11 protein-coding genes and 1 pseudogene are annotated in these 16,647 nt (G+C 46.0%); 4 read left to right on the top strand and 8 right to left on the bottom strand.

Features of this window, described 5'->3' with window-relative positions; genetic code table 11:
* The first annotated feature begins 15 nt into the window (after positions 1-15).
* Positions 16-1,056, top strand: coding sequence for an HDOD domain-containing protein (locus tag K5Q99_RS07720; RefSeq protein WP_220776518.1), 1,041 nt, complete (start codon positions 16-18; stop codon positions 1,054-1,056).
* 100 nt (positions 1,057-1,156) lie between these two features.
* On the opposite strand, the gene glyS is transcribed toward K5Q99_RS07720, so the two are convergent.
* Together glyS and glyQ are read right to left on the bottom strand one after the other, a co-directional pair.
* Positions 1,157-3,226 (bottom strand): glycine--tRNA ligase subunit beta, encoded by a 2,070-nt coding sequence (gene glyS, locus K5Q99_RS07715; protein WP_220776517.1) that lies wholly within the window; start codon positions 3,224-3,226, stop codon positions 1,157-1,159.
* 10 nt (positions 3,227-3,236) lie between these two features.
* Positions 3,237-4,142, bottom strand: a complete 906-nt coding sequence (gene glyQ / locus K5Q99_RS07710; RefSeq protein ID WP_006084781.1) for a glycine--tRNA ligase subunit alpha — start codon at positions 4,140-4,142, stop codon at positions 3,237-3,239.
* Positions 4,143-4,259: 117 nt separating this feature from the next.
* Here glyQ and K5Q99_RS07705 point away from each other — a divergent pair, with 117 nt between their 5' ends.
* Entirely contained in the window at positions 4,260-4,856 is a 597-nt protein-coding gene (locus K5Q99_RS07705) for a DNA-3-methyladenine glycosylase I (RefSeq protein ID WP_220776516.1), read from the top strand.
* Between the two features lie 179 nt (positions 4,857-5,035).
* Here the strand turns inward: K5Q99_RS07705 and K5Q99_RS07700 are convergent, their stop codons facing one another.
* The 6 genes and pseudogenes from K5Q99_RS07700 to fadB all read right to left on the bottom strand — a co-directional run bounded on the left by K5Q99_RS07700 (position 5,036) and on the right by fadB (position 14,138).
* A complete protein-coding gene (locus K5Q99_RS07700) occupies positions 5,036-8,224 on the bottom strand; it encodes an amidohydrolase family protein (protein ID WP_220776515.1) in 3,189 nt (1,062 codons plus the stop codon).
* A 264-nt stretch (positions 8,225-8,488) separates the two neighbouring features.
* Complete coding sequence (locus tag K5Q99_RS07695) at positions 8,489-8,935, bottom strand: MOSC domain-containing protein (protein ID WP_106648758.1); 447 nt, start codon at positions 8,933-8,935, stop codon at positions 8,489-8,491.
* 47 nt (positions 8,936-8,982) lie between these two features.
* A complete protein-coding gene (gene tusA / locus K5Q99_RS07690; protein WP_006083810.1) occupies positions 8,983-9,228 on the bottom strand; it encodes a sulfurtransferase TusA in 246 nt (81 codons plus the stop codon).
* A gap of 170 nt (positions 9,229-9,398) precedes the next feature.
* A pseudogene (locus tag K5Q99_RS07685) lies at positions 9,399-10,558 on the bottom strand (diguanylate cyclase domain-containing protein).
* A gap of 243 nt (positions 10,559-10,801) precedes the next feature.
* Entirely contained in the window at positions 10,802-11,965 is a 1,164-nt protein-coding gene (gene fadA, locus K5Q99_RS07680) for an acetyl-CoA C-acyltransferase FadA (RefSeq protein ID WP_220776514.1), read from the bottom strand.
* A gap of 22 nt (positions 11,966-11,987) precedes the next feature.
* Complete coding sequence (fadB, locus tag K5Q99_RS07675; RefSeq protein WP_220776513.1) at positions 11,988-14,138, bottom strand: fatty acid oxidation complex subunit alpha FadB; 2,151 nt, start codon at positions 14,136-14,138, stop codon at positions 11,988-11,990.
* A gap of 490 nt (positions 14,139-14,628) precedes the next feature.
* Between fadB and pepQ the strand changes: the two genes are divergently transcribed.
* Together pepQ and K5Q99_RS07665 are read left to right on the top strand one after the other, a co-directional pair.
* Positions 14,629-15,951 carry a Xaa-Pro dipeptidase gene (gene pepQ, locus K5Q99_RS07670; RefSeq protein WP_220776512.1) on the top strand — a complete coding sequence of 441 codons (1,323 nt, stop codon included), beginning with the start codon at positions 14,629-14,631 and terminating at the stop codon, positions 15,949-15,951.
* A gap of 26 nt (positions 15,952-15,977) precedes the next feature.
* Complete coding sequence (locus K5Q99_RS07665) at positions 15,978-16,592, top strand: YigZ family protein (RefSeq protein ID WP_220776511.1); 615 nt, start codon at positions 15,978-15,980, stop codon at positions 16,590-16,592.
* Positions 16,593-16,647: the final 55 nt, after the last annotated feature.

The following is a 16,647-nucleotide window of genomic DNA, read 5'->3' as shown; positions in this document are numbered from 1 at the left end:
ACAGGTTGATGCTTCTTGATTAAATCACTTTTTAATAAGCTCTTTAATATTCGTGATTCGGCGACGGTAGAGAGACCCAAAAGTTTTTCAACGACGGACTTAGGTAAGTCGTTTGAACCTGCGCGAAAGCCAGCTAAATCTCTCGAAGATATTAGCGTGGTATCTGTTGATTTATCTGCACTCTTTTATAGTTTGTTATTTCCTACACGGGTTAAGGACACTGGCGGCGTAGCCAATAATCTTGAACGTCGAGTCATGGCGGAGATAGAGCAGGCTTTGGCATCACCACAAGTGATCGCCGAGAAAGTGTTAAAGCTACCGTCAAAAGTATTGGAATTAGATCGTAAACTGGCCGATCCACAATTTGATATTAAGGACCTATTAGCGCTCATCGAGCAAGATCCTTTACTGAGTATTGAGGTGCTTAAGTTATGTAATTCCCCTGCATTTAAACGTAGCGATAGGGATATCACCAGTTTGCAGCAGGCTTTGGTACAGCTTGGTCGTGAACAGTTGAGAAAGTTTGTTACCACTTGTCTAGTGCGTGAAATGTTGGATATCAAGCCAATCTATTTCCGTCGTTTTGGGGCTGAAATTTGGCGCCATTCGATGCAGGTTGCTTTTCTTGCTAGTGAGTTAAGCGATGAAGATCAAGATACGGCTTTTTTATTGGGTTTATTACACGATGTCGGCAAGCTGGCCATTTTTAAAATGTTTCTCGATGCATTTGTACAGGCAGAGCCGGGAGAACAGCCTAATTCTGGTTTATTTAGACAAGTGATGACGACGAAATCGTTAGCCTTAAGTTCATTGCTCGCTAAGCATTGGCAGTTACCCAATACCTTTGAAACAGAATTAGACAAGCTTGCCAGTGTGAACTCGCGCCCGCAAGCTGGGCTAGCTGCTGTGGTATGGCGGGCGAATGTGATCAGCGAGATTTCTATGCTGCATCAAGCAGGGCAATTGTCCCCTGAGATTCTGGCGAATTTACTGCAGCAAGTTAACTTAGATCAAACTCAATTTGATGGCTTACATCAAAAACTACTGCAGTTTTGATTAGGCCATGTAATACGTTTGATATAAGAAATCAGGGCAATAAAAAACGCGCTAATGAGCGCGTTTTTTATAAAGCGATATTTTAAAAACGTTAGTATCGTTATTGCAGTAGTGAAATATCCGCTACGTGCAGGAACTGCTCGCGTAGATTATTCAACAATGCTAAGCGATTGTTTTTCAACGCTTCATCATCTGCCATTACCATCACATCTTCGAAGAACTGATCCACGCTTTCACGTAGGCCAGCCAACAAAGTTAAGGCTTGCTGGTAATCGGCATTGGCAAACAAAGGCGCCAACTGTGGTTGCAGCTCGTTCAACTTGGCCGCTAATGCTTGCTCTGCGGCTTCGGTTAACAGACTCGCATTGATCGTTGTCGGTAAAGCACCTTCAACCTTAGCCAGAATGTTGGATACTCGTTTGTTCGCTGCCGCAAGGGCGCTAGAAGCTTCTAGGCTTCTAAAGTGTGATACCGCATTGATACGGCTATCAAAATCAGCAGGGCGTGTTGGGCGACGTGCTAGCACGGCTAAGATCACATCAACACCAATACCTTTATCTTGATACCAAGCACGGAAACGAGCCATTAAGAATTCAAGCACTTCCTCTGCTGCGTTTGCGTTGCTTAAGTTAGTACCGTGGAGTTCCTGAGCCTTAGCAATCAGCGTTACTAAGTCCAGTGGCAGTTTGTTCTCAACGATAATACGCAGCACGCCAATCGCCGCGCGGCGTAGGGCAAAGGGATCGGCTGCGCCTTTTGGCGCTTGGCCAATACCAAAGATGCCGACTAAAGTATCGAGCTTATCTGCTAATGCGACTGCGCAAGATACGCCAGCACTAGGCACTGTATCGCCAGAGAACTTAGGTTTGTATTGCTCTTCCATTGCAACCGCAACCGCTTCGGTTTCACCATCGAGGCGGGCGTAATGCATGCCCATAGTGCCTTGAGTATCGGTAAATTCCATCACCATATTGGTCATCAAATCGGTTTTAGATAACAAACCCGCACGGGCTGCATCAACCGCATTCGCGCCAGTTTGCTCGGCAATAAAGGCGGCTAGGGCAGAGATACGAGTCACTTTGTCTTTTAAGGTACCAAGCTGTTGTTGGAACAGGACGGTTTCTAAGCTAGGTAAACGTGATTCCAGCGTGTGCTTCTTATCGGTATTAAAGAAGAACTCTGCATCAGCCAAACGTGGACGAACGACTTTCTCGTTACCAGAGATAATTTGCGCGGGATCTTTTGATTCTATGTTAGCGACAAAGATGAAGTTTGGCAGTAACTTGCCCGCGTCATCAAAGACTGGGAAGTATTTTTGATCGCCCTTCATGGTGTAGACCAAAGCTTCAGACGGTACGGCTAGAAATTTTTCTTCGAAGCTGGCGGTCAATACCACTGGCCATTCAACTAACGAGGCGACTTCTTCAAGTAGGCTATCTTCGATGTCGGCTGTGCCACCAATCTTAGCGGCGGCTTTTTCGGCATCGGCTTTGATTAATGCTTTACGGCTTTCGTAATCGGCGATGACTTTGCCTTTTTCTTTTAGGTCGGCAAGGTAGTGATCAGCATGGGCTAATTCAAACTGCTTGAGCCCCATAAAGCGGTGACCGCGAACAGTGCGCGCCGATTTGATACCCAGCAATTCACCTTCAATCAACTCACTGCCTAACAACATAGTTGCTGTGTGCACAGGGCGAATAAATTGGGTTTTATTATTGCCCCAACGCATTGGCTTAGGAATGGGCAATTTATCGAGTGCACGTTGAGCCATAGCAGCGATCAAACTTTTGGTTTCGACGCCTTCAACTTTGGCGTTATGGACTAACCATTCGCCTTTATCTGTAACTAAACGTTCGGCTTGTTCAACAGTAATACCATTACCACGTGCCCAACCTTCGGCGGCTTTAGTCGGTTTGCCTTCAGCATCGAATGCTGAACTCACTGCTGGGCCGCGTTTTTCAACGACTTTGTCAGCTTGTGCAAGGGCAAGTTCAGTGACGTTAATTGCCAGACGACGTGGCGCTGCGTACCAAACGGCTGAGCTGAACGCTAAATCGGCTTTGGTGAGTTCTTCAGTAAAGTTAGCTAAAAAGGATTCAGCCAGTTTACGCAGTGACTTAGGTGGTAATTCTTCCGTGCCTAACTCTATGAGTAAGTTTTCAAAATTCATGTTTTTACCTCTACTTACACATTGGGAAGCCAAGCGCTTCGCGTGCCTGATAATAAGATTCAGCGACCGCTTTCGCCATAGTACGAACGCGTAAGATGTAGCGTTGGCGCTCAGTAACTGAAATGGCATGGCGGGCATCGAGCAGGTTGAAAGCGTGTGAGGCTTTCATCACTTGCTCGTAGGCGGGCAGAGGTAAGGGTTTTTCTAGCGACAATAAATGCTGACACATTTTTTCGCACTGATCGAACAGGGTGAACATAAAATCCACATCCGCGTGCTCGAAGTTATAGGTCGATTGCTCGACTTCGTTTTGATGGAACACATCGCCATAGGTGATTAGGCCTAGTGGACCATCGGTCCAAACGAGATCATAAACACTATCAACACCTTGGATATACATAGCCAGACGTTCTAGGCCATAGGTGATTTCACCTGTGACTGGGCTGCATTCGATGCCGCCAACCTGTTGGAAGTAAGTAAACTGAGTTACTTCCATACCGTTAAGCCAGACTTCCCAGCCTAAGCCCCAAGCACCTAGTGTTGGTGATTCCCAGTTATCTTCCACAAAGCGGATATCGTGGATTTGAGTATCGATACCCAACGCTTGCAGTGAGCCTAAATACAGCTCTTGAATATTGTCAGGTGAAGGCTTCAACACGACTTGGAATTGGTAGTAGTGCTGCAGACGGTTAGGGTTTTCACCGTAACGACCGTCCGTAGGGCGGCGCGATGGCTGCACATAGGCACTGCTCATAGGTTCTGGCCCTAAAGAACGCAGGAAAGTTTGTGGGTGGAATGTTCCCGCGCCGACTTCCATATCTAGAGGTTGAACGATTGCACAGCCTTGCTGTGCCCAATATTCCTGCAGGGTGAGAATGAAACCCTGAAATGTTTTTACGTCGTGTTTTGTCGTCATGTCTACTTGTCTACTGCCGTCAGCCTGAATAGAAAATGGGTTCGATTATACCTTGTAGATATCTGCTTATGTAGGTTATTTTTTACCTTCTTAATTAAAACAATAAGGTTATATGCCATGGAAGAGATCCGTTGTGGCTGGGTAAGTGATGATCCCTTATATCGTGAGTATCACGACAAAGTGTGGGGGCGACCAGTTTATGATCCTAAGGAGCTGTTTGCTAAGTTGTGTTTAGACGGTCAACAGGCAGGATTATCTTGGATAACTATCCTGAAGAAACAACAAAACTATGAACAGGCCTTTGCTAATTTTGAACCAGAAGTGATTGCTGGCTTTGATGAGGCGAAAGTGGAGGAACTTATGTTGAATCCCGGCATAGTGCGTAATCGCTTGAAGGTGAACTCTATCATCAAGAATGCCAAAGGATATTTGGCCTATACTGCCGATGGAAAGGATTTCTCTGCCTTCTTATGGAGCTTTGTAGGTGGTAAGCCCATAGTGAATCAGTTTACAGCCATGTCACAGGTTCCTGCACAAACGCCAGAATCTGAAGCCATGTCAAAAGCCTTAAAGAAACTCGGATTTAATTTCGTCGGCCCAACAATTTGTTATGCCTTTATGCAGGCAGTGGGTATGGTGAATGATCACCTGGTCGAGTGTGTTGCCTATCAGGCCTGTGTTGATTCCTGTACCGTTCAGCATAACCACGATTAACATTAATCGCAGAGCTTGCCGATATTGAAGTAGGGTTGGGGCTTGTGGTAATAGAAGTCTAGAGATAAAAAAGCATGTTCCACGTGGAACATGCTTTTTTATTTTATGAGTGATATCTGGTTAAACCAAATAATTAAAACAGGAAAGCGACTCTCCCATTCTAGCCTTGAGGATAGAGTTTAGATTTTCTCAAAGAAAAATGGCTTACGTTTTTCCTTATCCCCATTAAGCTCATTCATCGTCTCAGCATTAAAAAGCTTGCCGTTGACCATAGTATGAGTGACTTTATCTGTGACGCGTATATCAGCCAATGGATCACCATCAATAACGATTAAGTCTGCGAGCTTACCTTCTTTGATAGAACCGAGTTGCTGTTCCATGCCAAAGGTCGTCGCTGGATTAATGGTGGCCGTTTTCAAAACTTCCATATTGCTCATGCCGCCTTGGGCGAACATCCACATTTCCCAATGTGCCGCTAAACCTTCACGTTGACCGTGAGCGCCTATATTAGGATGAACACCTAACTTATTGAGCTCGTTAGCGACTTTTGCAACATTGAAATGATTGTAGTGGCCATCTGGTGCATGCGGGCGTCGCATGGATCTCGCCTGCAAGATATCGGCGGGGACATACATAGACAGACGTGGATGCGCCCACACATCGGTTTTATCGTACCAGTAGTTTTCGCCTGAAATACCGCCATAGGCAACCACTAAGGTTGGCGTGTAACCGACTTTAGTTTGGCTCCAGAATTGTTTGATATCGTTATAAATCGCCGCGACAGGCAAAGAGTGCTCAACCGTTGTATGGCCATCGGCAACCATGGTTAGGTTATGCTGCAGTAAACTACCACCTTCAGGAACAACCATCATTTCAAGTTCACGAGCGGCGGCAATGACTTGTTGCCTCTGATTACGACGTGGTTGGTTGTAGCTTTTTACGCTAAAGGCCCCGACTTTTTTCAGACGCTCAAGGTGGAATTTGGCATCATCCAGCGAGTCTATGTGTGATGTGTAGCCAGGTGCATTCGCTCCATATAGTATGGTGCCGGTGGAGAATATGCGTGGACCGACGATTTTGCCGGCTTTTTGTTGTTCGGAAGCGGCAAAAATCTCTGTCGTGTCATTCGAGGGATCGTGAATCGTGGTGACACCCAAAGATAAACCAGAATAAAGCGCCCAGTTCTGTTGTGGCACAATTTCATCATCAGCTTGCGGTCCATGGGCGTGGGCATCGAATAGTCCTGGCATGATGGATTTGCCTTTGATGTCGATGATCTGCGCATCCTTAGGAATCGCGATATTGGCATTACCTACGGCGACAATATGATTGTCTTTAACTATGACCACGCCATTATCTATGACTTGGTCGTCTTCCATCGTAATCACTTTGCCGCCGACGAAGGCGATTGTTCCACGTGGAACATCGGCTTTTTCGGTAAAGCCCAAATTGATAATACTTGGCTGAGTCTTTTCATCTTTATTGAGATATCGAGTATCAACCTTGGCTTGATAAAGTTCTGGGCCAAGCGTCCAATACAGTTGGTTGCTTTTACTGTTCCAACTGATACTTTCACCGGCACGGACACTTAATTGGCTTACGGGCAGATTGTTGGCATTGGGGCCAATCTCAACGGTTTCACCGTGTTTAGCAAAAGGTGTCACCCAAACCTTAAAGCGTTCAGCGAAGGCGAGTTGTTCACCATCGGGTGAAACCCTAAATTCAGTCGCATGCTTGCTGCTGTAATGAACTCGCTTATCGAAGCCATCTAAGTTGATAGATGATAACTGTGGTGTATCATCTTCGCTGCTATTCATAAAAAAGACGCGATCGGTATTGGCACCGAATTGAGCTTGGTAGCCATCGGCACTGATCTTGCTATTTTGTTTGCCTTTGATATCGACTTTATAGAGTCCAGGTTCTTGCGACCAAGTTTTAGGTGTGAGATTGCCACCTTGGGTTTTACGATACACCACGAGTTCACCATCGGGTGAAAAGGTGGGCTCAACGTATTTCCCTGGCTCAGATGTTAGCTGCTTAGATTTGCCACCTTTGGCGCTAATGACTTGCACTGTTCCTTGGTCTTGGTCATTCCAAGTGGTGAACACAATATTTTTGCCATCGCGGGACCATTGGGGATACAGTTCTTCAATCCCATTACTGAGTTCAGTTAAGCGCGACATTTTTCCATCGGGCAATGATTTTAACCAAATCTTCCCCAGTGCTTCGAAGGCGACTTTACTGCCATCGGGAGAAACCTGTGCCATACGCAGCATTTTTACATCGAAAACGTCTTTATCAATGTCTTGCTTAAAGCGTACTGAGGGTTGTACTGCTAACTCAGTTTTTACGCTAAATGGGATATCTGTGAGTGTTTTGCTAGCAATATTCAGGCGGTTAATCTTTCCTTTAGCCCAGAAGAAAATATCCTTGTTATCTTGAGTCCACGCCATAGTCGGGTAGACGCCGTGGATTGCCCAAGTCTCTTGCATATCACGGTCTAGTTCGCCAAATAGTTTAGTGGTTTCACCAGACTTGAGGTCGAGCAGGTAGAGTGATGAGTTAAAGTCATCACGCTTTATATAGGCGAGTTTAGTGCCATCAGGACTCGGTGTTGGTCTAATCGCGCCACCAGTTCCTTCTATCAAGATTTCAATATCACCGGTTTGGGTATCATAACGTTTGATTTTGTAGATACCGTTAACTGAGTCCTTTGAGTAATGGAAGGTTTTGCCTGGCGTATCATCTTGGCTGAAGTAGATATAGCGACCATCGGGTGAATACGCGGGTTCGCCTAAATCTTTTTGATCATTTGGTCGTTCAGTCAGTTTAACGCCTTCGCCGCCCGCTACGTGGTATAGCCATACTTCGCCCGCACCTAAACTGCGGCTGGCGGTAAAATGCTTACGGGCAACAAGATACTGGGAGTCTGGGCTCCAAGCGGGACTGTTTAGCAGCCTGAATGTTTCTTGAGTAACAGTTCGTGGATTACTGCCATCGGCATCCATGATCCAAATGTTGTCGCCGCCATCGGCATCCGAGGTAAAGGCAATATGTTTACCATCTGGGCTATAGACGGGCTGCATCTGCCAAGCAATACCTTGGGCTAATGGCTTAGCTTCACCGCCTGATACTGGGATTTGATAAATGTCGCCGAGTAAGTCGAATACAATATGCTTGCCATCTGGACTAACACTCAGGTTCATCCAAGTGCCTTCATTCACATCAATTTTGACTTGCTCTAAGGGTGCATTCGCTGGAGCGTTAACATTCCATTCGGCCTCCTTAGTTTCTACTGCGTTAACGGCGAGGGTATTCATCCCTAGAGCGAGGGCGATATAAAGCGGGGTCAGTTTAGATTTCAACATGTCACTTCCTGTTATCGTTCTTATGGACTGCTTGAGTGGTATTAATTTTAAGATGAACTTTTGTTAATACTTAGTCTAGTTATCGCATAAATAGGAAAGAAGGAAAACGTAAATACTGTTTCAATTGATGACCGAGGGAATGGAAAAGTAACGGCGATATAGATAAGAAAGCGGGCATAGCAGAAAAAGAACCAAGTCACTTGGTTCTTTTTACTGAGGAGTATGGATATTTTGCTAAGAGTGGCTGAATAGCTGGGAATAAAATTAGCTTGGAATAAGCAGAGTGATCTCATCGCCTAAGTGGATCATGGCATCATTCAATACTCGGCAGGTTACACCACCTCGCCAATCTGGCGTGAGCGCGGCTTCTAAACCGACATGCGCTATTTCCATCTTTTTACAGGGGTCGGTCTCACCTGTGATTTCAAGTCGCAACTCACCGATCTGTAAATGTTTACCCACATCGGCACTGCTGAATACGAGATCATCAACCAGAAGATTTGCTCTACGTGTCGTCCAAGGTAAATCTGCCTCGATGCTATGACAGGCCTGTTGCCACTGAAGTTTAGAAAGCACAGTGACTTGGCGTTTGCCTGGACGACCAAACACATCTTTCTCTACGCCACTGAGTTGGGTGACATTGGCACAGAGAACTTCATTCATTGGGCCGCGCTTTACAGTTTTATAGGCAATCGCCAGCAGTTTTGGCATAGTTTCTCACATCCTTTGTTCATGATTAAGTCGTTAACGGATACGACTTAAAGTCCTTTTTTGATCAAATATTGATATGGCGTTTGTGTGGTTTCACTGGCAATTAAGGTGTGATCCATAAATTCACAAAAGCTTGGAATATCGCGCGTTGTAGCAGGATCATCGGCAATGATCAGCAGAGTCTCGCCAGCAGCCATTTGTCTTACCGTTTTACGCACCATCATTACAGGCTCTGGGCAGCGTAAACCAAGAGCATCGAGTCTATGCTGTGCGGTTGAGAAAGCGTCGTTCATATTACCTCTACTGAACGGTTAAGCAGAATTATCTAATGTTACTCCAGCCCCCATGATAAACCAAGTTGGTGGTTTCAATTTGTGATGTGGTTTCATCTATGTTCTATCAATAGAATGTTAGATATTTAATGTTCCACGTGGAACATTAATGGCGAATGTGGGTTTCAACGTTACTCGACGGCTTTATCAATGCTGCGAGATTGAGTGATTGGATGGACTTCTGCGGTACTATTCTCTGATACTAAGTCATTTGCCGCCGCCATAGTTTGCTGCTGTTTGGACGTACGTTTATAGCTATACATTCGCTGATCGGCTTTATGAATTAAGCTGTTGGCTTCTTCATACTCATATGGGCCAGTATCAATAATGCCAAAGCTTAAGGAAATATTGTTTAAACTGAGTTTTATTTGTTGATTGAAGCGAGTGATGAAATTATCTCGGGCTTGTTCTTCACGGCAGTTAGGCATGATGATACAGAACTCGTCTCCACCATAACGAAAGCAATAATCTTCGGCACGAGTAGTGGCTTTAATTGCTTTGGCGACGGCGCACAGTACTTCATCACCCGATCTGTGGCCTTGGGTATCATTAAATAATTTAAAATCATCTACATCTAAGTAGATGACACATACGGGCTCGGCGCGTCTTTGGGCTGCTCTGAGTATGCGAGTTGCGGTTTCTTGCAAGTGCCTTACATTGAGCAAACCTGTTAAGGGATCGGTTTGCGACAGTTCTTCTAACTGCTGGGTTCGCTCTTTGACTTTGCTTTCCATGCTTTGGGCATATTTTTCGGCTTTATCCTTAGCGTTCTCAATCTCGGAGACTAAACTGCGAATATAAGTATCGAATACTAGTGTGACATCAAACAGCACGAGTTTATCAATTGCGGCTCGAATACGTTCGGCTTGACGTACATCTTGTACTGAGCCGTTGATCACTGCATAGATCAACTCCTTGAGTGTGTGTACCGCAGACAGGTAAAGTTTGGGCTCAACACCAATGCGTTTATGGACTAAACCAATCCGTAGGCGATTGTTTACGTACTCAAGATCATAAACACCATTAAATAAATCAAGCACATATCTTCTCTGTGCGGTACGCAGGCGGGCAAGGGTGTCTGAGTCTCCAATCAAGAGCGCAATTTCTGACACACTGGTTTGTAAGCCGTAAAAGTCATCGACGATTTTATTTATGTTTTCTTCGATGATGGGCTTAAAGGATTGTAGGGCCTTTATATCCCCCCAGTAAAAGAGAAGAGCGCCTTACGAGACTCGATCTCCAACTCAGTGATCCGCATTTGTTCGAAAAGGGTCTGTTCCGTTTGTAGCATCAGGCATTCCTCTGGTAAAACAACGAATTGCATCCTTGCACTACACTGCCTAGATTTGGCTGATGATTGCTTGCCTGCTGTCGTCCACAATAGCCAGTAATGCCCTTGTAGTTAAGTCGATAACGGACTGATTTTCAAATGAACAGCAGAAGAAATGAGAAATATTAATATTTACGATGGCAGAAGATTTGGCATAAAAAAACCGGAACAAGCTCCGGTTTTGATAATTATTCGATTAACGAATTAAACACGTTCAAACACGGTTGCGATACCTTGGCCTAAACCAATACACATGGTCGCTAAACCTAAGGTCGCGTCTTTGTCTTCCATCAAGTTGATCAGCGTCGTAGAGATACGCGCACCTGAACAACCCAGTGGGTGACCGAGCGCAATCGCGCCGCCGTTAAGGTTGATTTTGTCGTCAACCACATCCGCTAAGCCTAAATCTTTTACACAAGGTAAAGACTGAGCAGCAAACGCTTCGTTCAGTTCAATCACATCTAAATCGGCAACTGTGATACCGGCACGAGCCAGCGCTTTTTGCGTGGCTGGCACTGGGCCGTAACCCATGATAGCCGCATCACAACCCGCAACCGCCATAGAGCGAATACGTGCACGAATTGGTAAGCCAAGTGCGCGCGCTTTAGATTCTTCCATGATCAGCATGGCTGAAGCGCCATCAGACAGTGCAGAAGAAGTACCCGCAGTGACAGTACCGTTAACTGGATCAAATACCGGACGCAGTGCTGCTAGAGATTCCATTGTGGTTTCTGGGCGGATCACTTCGTCTTGGAGGACTTTAATTAAGGCACCGTTAGCATCGTGACCTTCAATGCCATAGATTTCCTTGGCAAAACGGCCTTCAATCGTCGCAGCATAAGCACGTTGATGAGAACGTACTGCAAAAGCATCTTGCTGTTCACGGGTAATACCGTGCAATTTACCCAGCATTTCAGCCGTTAACCCCATCATGCCAGAGGCTTTTGCCACGTTATTAGTAAGACCTGGGTGGAAGTCGACACCATGGCTCATAGGTACATGGCCCATGTGCTCTACGCCACCAATAATAAAGGTGTCGCCCATGCCAGTCATAATCGCCCGCGCAGCTTGATGGATAGCATCCATTGACGAACCACATAGGCGGTTAACCGTCACAGCGCCTGCTGTCTTTGGAATGCCGGCTAATAGTGAAGCATTACGGGCAATGTTGAAGCCTTGCTCTAGGGTTTGTTGCACACAACCCCAAATCACGTCTTCAATTAGGTTTGGGTCGAGTTGCGGATTACGCAGCAACAGACCTTTCATCAATTCGGCAGAGAGAGTTTCTGCACGTACATTACGAAATACGCCAGCCTTTGAGCGGCCCATCGGAGTACGAATACAGTCTACGATAACAGCTTGTTTCATGATTAAATTCCTTTCCCGCTAATTAGGCTTGGTAGTAGCTACCGTTATTGGCTGCTAATGTACGCATCGCATCTGTGACTTGATACAGACCGCCCAAGTGAGCATATTTGTCTGCTAAGGCCACAAAGTTTGCGACACCCATGGTATCCAAATAACGGAACACGCCGCCTCTGAATGGCGGGAAACCTAAGCCATAAACTAGGCCCATATCCGCTTCGGCTGGTGATGCGACAATACCTTCTTCTAAACAGCGCACGGTTTCGATGATCATAGGGATCATAGTACGGGCAATAATGTCATCGGCTTCAAAGGCTTTTAAGTCGCCAAAGGCATCTTTCAATAGGCCGTAGCTCGTTGGATCGACATCTTTCTTCGGCTTGCCACGGCTATCGACTGAATAGACATAGAAACCTTTGCCATTTTTCTGGCCAAGACGTTTGTTCTCAAACATCACATCAATCGCGTCAGTGCCTGATTTACCCATGCGATCAGGGAAACCTTCAGCCATAACGGCTTGGGCGTGATGACCTGTGTCTAAACCCACTACGTCGAGCAGGTAAGCAGGGCCCATTGGCCAACCGAATTGTTTTTCCATTACCTTGTCGATTGCAGCAAAGTCGCCACCTTCGGCAAGTAAGCCGTTAAAGCCTGCAAAGTAAGGGAAGAGTACGCGGTTAACGAAGAAGCCTGGGCAATCGTTTACCACGATTGGCGTTTTGCCCATTTTGCTGGCGTAAGCCACAACAGAGGCGATGGTTTCTTCAGAACTGTGCTCGCCACGGATAACTTCTACCAACGGCATTTTGTGCACTGGGTTGAAGAAATGCATACCGCAGAAACGCTCAGGTTTCTTCATGCTCTTGGCGAGCAAGTTGATTGAAATCGTTGAGGTGTTTGACGCGATAATTGCATCTTCACTCACATAGCCTTCAACTTCGGCTAAAACCTGTGCTTTAATTTTTGGATGTTCAACAACGGCTTCAACGACAACATCACTGTGTTTAATCGCGGCATAATCTAATGAAGGCGTGATATTGTTCAGCACTTTGGCCATTTTTTCTGGCGTTGAACGGCCACGGGCGACTTGGGCAGACAGCAGTTTGGCGGCTTCATTGAGGCCTAAATCTAATGCTGGCTGGGCGATGTCTTTCATGACAATAGGAGTGCCCTTGCTGGCGCTTTGGTAAGCGATGCCGCCGCCCATAATGCCTGCGCCTAATACGGCCGCGTTGTTGACTTCTTTCGCTAACTTGCCGGCTTTCTTCGCTTTACCTTTAACAAATTGATCATTAAGGAAAATACCGATAAGTGCCTTAGCAACGTCGGTTTTCGCCAGTTTGATAAAGGCTTGATGTTCGATTTGCAGTGCTTCAGCACGACCTTTAGTCGATGCTTGCTCAATTACGCTTACAGCAGCCATTGGTGCAGGGTAGTGTTTACCCGCAACCGCAAACACCATGCCTTTGGCTGTGGTGAATGACATCATAGCTTCAAGTTTTGGCAGTGTTAGCGCAGACAGTTTACGGTTACGACGTGCTTGCCAATCCAGCTTTTCAGCAACAGCATCTTTGAGCATTTGAATCGCAGCAGCTTCTAACGCTTGTGGTGCAACCACGGCATCAACAGCGCCGACTTTCAGTGCATCTTCAGCGCGTTGGTCCTTACCGGTCGTGATCCACTCAAGTGCGTTATCTGCACCAATCACACGTGGCAGACGAACTGTGCCGCCAAAACCTGGGATGATGCCGAGTTTAGTTTCGGGTAAACCGATTTTGGCTGTGGTGTCTGCGATACGGAAATCGGTTGCCAGAATGGTTTCACAGCCGCCACCTAAGGCAAAGCCTTTGATTGCTGATGCGGTTGGGAAAGGCAAGTCTTCGAGTTTGTTGAAGACGGCGTTAGCTTGTTCAACCCAAGAGAGCAATACGGCGTCATCTTGTGCGAACAGGCCTAAAAATTCGGTAATGTCAGCGCCCACAATAAAGGTATCTTTACTTGAGGTCAGCACTAACGCTTTGATATTGGAATCTTGCTTGATGCTGTCTAATGCCGCATCGAGCGAGGCGAGAGTTTCTCTGTCGAATTTGTTCACCGAACCGGGTGCGTTAAAGCACAGCTTGGCAATATTATCCTCGAGTAACTCAACCTGAATTGTAGGACTTTGGTAGATCATTGCTTGCTTCCTTTTGGCTTAAAAGTGATACCCACCATTATGTGTTGGTGCTAGTACGACTCTCTATCTCACAGCAGCTTCGGCCATCATTTGACCAGTTGTATGCCAGTGTGCTTCGAAATTCGATAAATTACAACACCCAATTTAAACGACTGTTTAATTTCTTGTCGGCTAGAGTGATTTTTCACCTTTGTGATACACTGCACAGAGTGTAGAACACCTAGAATGCGTTAAATCACTTGGCGGATAAATAGGTCTTTGTGGCTGTTTACCTTAGACGTTTAAACGCTGCAGCTATGCTAGGGCTGAACTGAACTCTTAAAGATAATCATGACGTTATCGCTTTAATGTTCTTTGTTCCGCAGTCATGTATTTTAGATAGAGTGACAGTTTAATGTTTTGATTGAATCTGTTGTTCATGATCAGATTAAGATTATGTGAGCAAATTCGGCTCATATTATTAACTTTTATTCATTGCAGGAGATGACAAATGGATCAGTTGGCTCATCACTATCGTGCCCATATTGCCGAGTTAAACCGTCGAGTCGCAGAGATTTTGTCTCGAGAAGCCTTGTCTGGTTTAGTGATTCATTCGGGTCAGCCGCATCGGATGTTTTTGGATGATATCAATTATCCCTTTAAGGCAAACCCGCACTTCAAGGCATGGTTGCCAGTGTTGGATAATCCGAATTGCTGGTTAGTGGTTAACGGCCGTGATAAGCCGCAACTGATTTTTTATCGTCCTGTGGATTTTTGGCACAAAGTGTCTGATGTGCCTGATATGTTTTGGACTGAGTATTTCGATATTAAGCTGCTGACCAAGGCTGATAAGGTCGCTGAGTTTTTACCGACAGCTATCGCCAATTGGGCCTATTTAGGTGAGCATTTAGATGTGGCCGAAGTGCTGGGTTTTACCAGTCGTAATCCCGATGCTGTGATGAGTTATCTGCATTACCACAGAACCACTAAAACCGAATATGAGTTGGAATGTATGCGTCGCGCTAATCAAATTGCGGTGCAGGGACATTTGGCGGCTAAAAATGCCTTTTATAATGGTGCGAGCGAGTTCGAAATCCAGCAGCACTATTTATCTGCCGTAGGCCAGAGCGAGAATGAAGTGCCCTATGGCAATATCATCGCCCTTAACCAAAATGCGGCGATTTTGCATTACACCGCACTTGAACACCAAAGCCCTGCGAAACGTTTGTCATTTCTTATCGATGCCGGCGCGAGTTACTTTGGCTATGCCTCTGATATCACCAGAACCTACGCATTCGAGAAGAATCGTTTCGATGAATTGATCACTGCGATGAACAAGGCACAGCTAGAGCTTATCGACATGATGCGTCCGGGCGTGCGTTATCCCGATTTACACTTGGCCACCCACGCTAAAGTCGCACAAATGCTATTGGATTTTGATTTAGCCACAGGTGATACCCAAGGTTTGGTCGATCAAGGCATAACCAGTGCTTTCTTTCCCCATGGCTTAGGCCATATGTTAGGCCTACAAGTGCATGATGTTGGCGGCTTCTCCCACGATGAACGCGGAACTCATATTGCGGCGCCAGAGGCTCATCCATTCCTACGTTGCACCCGCATTTTAGCGCCAAACCAAGTGCTGACTATGGAACCTGGGTTATACATTATCGATACTCTGCTCAATGAGCTTAAACAAGATAGTCGTGGCCAACAGATCAATTGGCAAACGGTGGATGAGTTAAGGCCTTTTGGCGGTATTCGTATCGAAGATAACGTCATAGTGCATCAAGATAGAAATGAGAACATGACCCGTGAACTCGGCTTGGCTGATTGATATAGGGTAAAGATTAGGGCGGATGTGTGCTCGAAAGTTATAGTGTTCCCTGTGAAGATATCGTGATTGAAGAAGAGATAAAGCATAGCCGCTTTATCTCTTTTCTGTTTCATTGCGATAGCTTTGATAAATTTAAGTTAGTACTCACTGACATAAAGCGTGATTATCCCGGCGCCAGCCATTATTGCTCAGCTTTTGTTGCTGGCGCACCGGATGATAGCGTCTTGATTGGTTCGAGTGATGACGGTGAACCCGCCGGCAGTGCTGGTCGCCCCATGTTAGCTGTGTTGCAAGGGGCAAATATCGGCGAAGTGGGTGCTGTTGTGGTGCGTTATTATGGCGGCACTAAACTGGGTGTCGGTGGACTCGTTCGGGCTTATACGTCGGGCTTACGGCAAGGTTTGGTTCAATTACCGACGCGACTTAAACAGTTACGTTATCCCGCCAAGTTGCATTGTGATTATGCGCAGCTACGCGATGTGGAGCATCTATTACAACAAATGGATGCCGTGATTATCGATAAGCAATTTGCCGCAGCGGTCGATATTGTGTTTGAGATAGGCCGGCAGCAACAGGCATTGCTGTGTGAGTCGCTGGCGACGCTCAGTCAGGGAAGTTTGAGGCCTGAGTTTGAGCTGTGATGCCTGCGTAAATTATGCCAAAATAGCCCTAATGCTGAAAATACCTTTGCAGCCA

It is taken from the genome of Shewanella hafniensis, assembly GCF_019655335.1.
Classification (GTDB): domain Bacteria; phylum Pseudomonadota; class Gammaproteobacteria; order Enterobacterales; family Shewanellaceae; genus Shewanella; species Shewanella hafniensis.
This window is presented reverse-complemented; position numbering and strand designations above follow the sequence as displayed.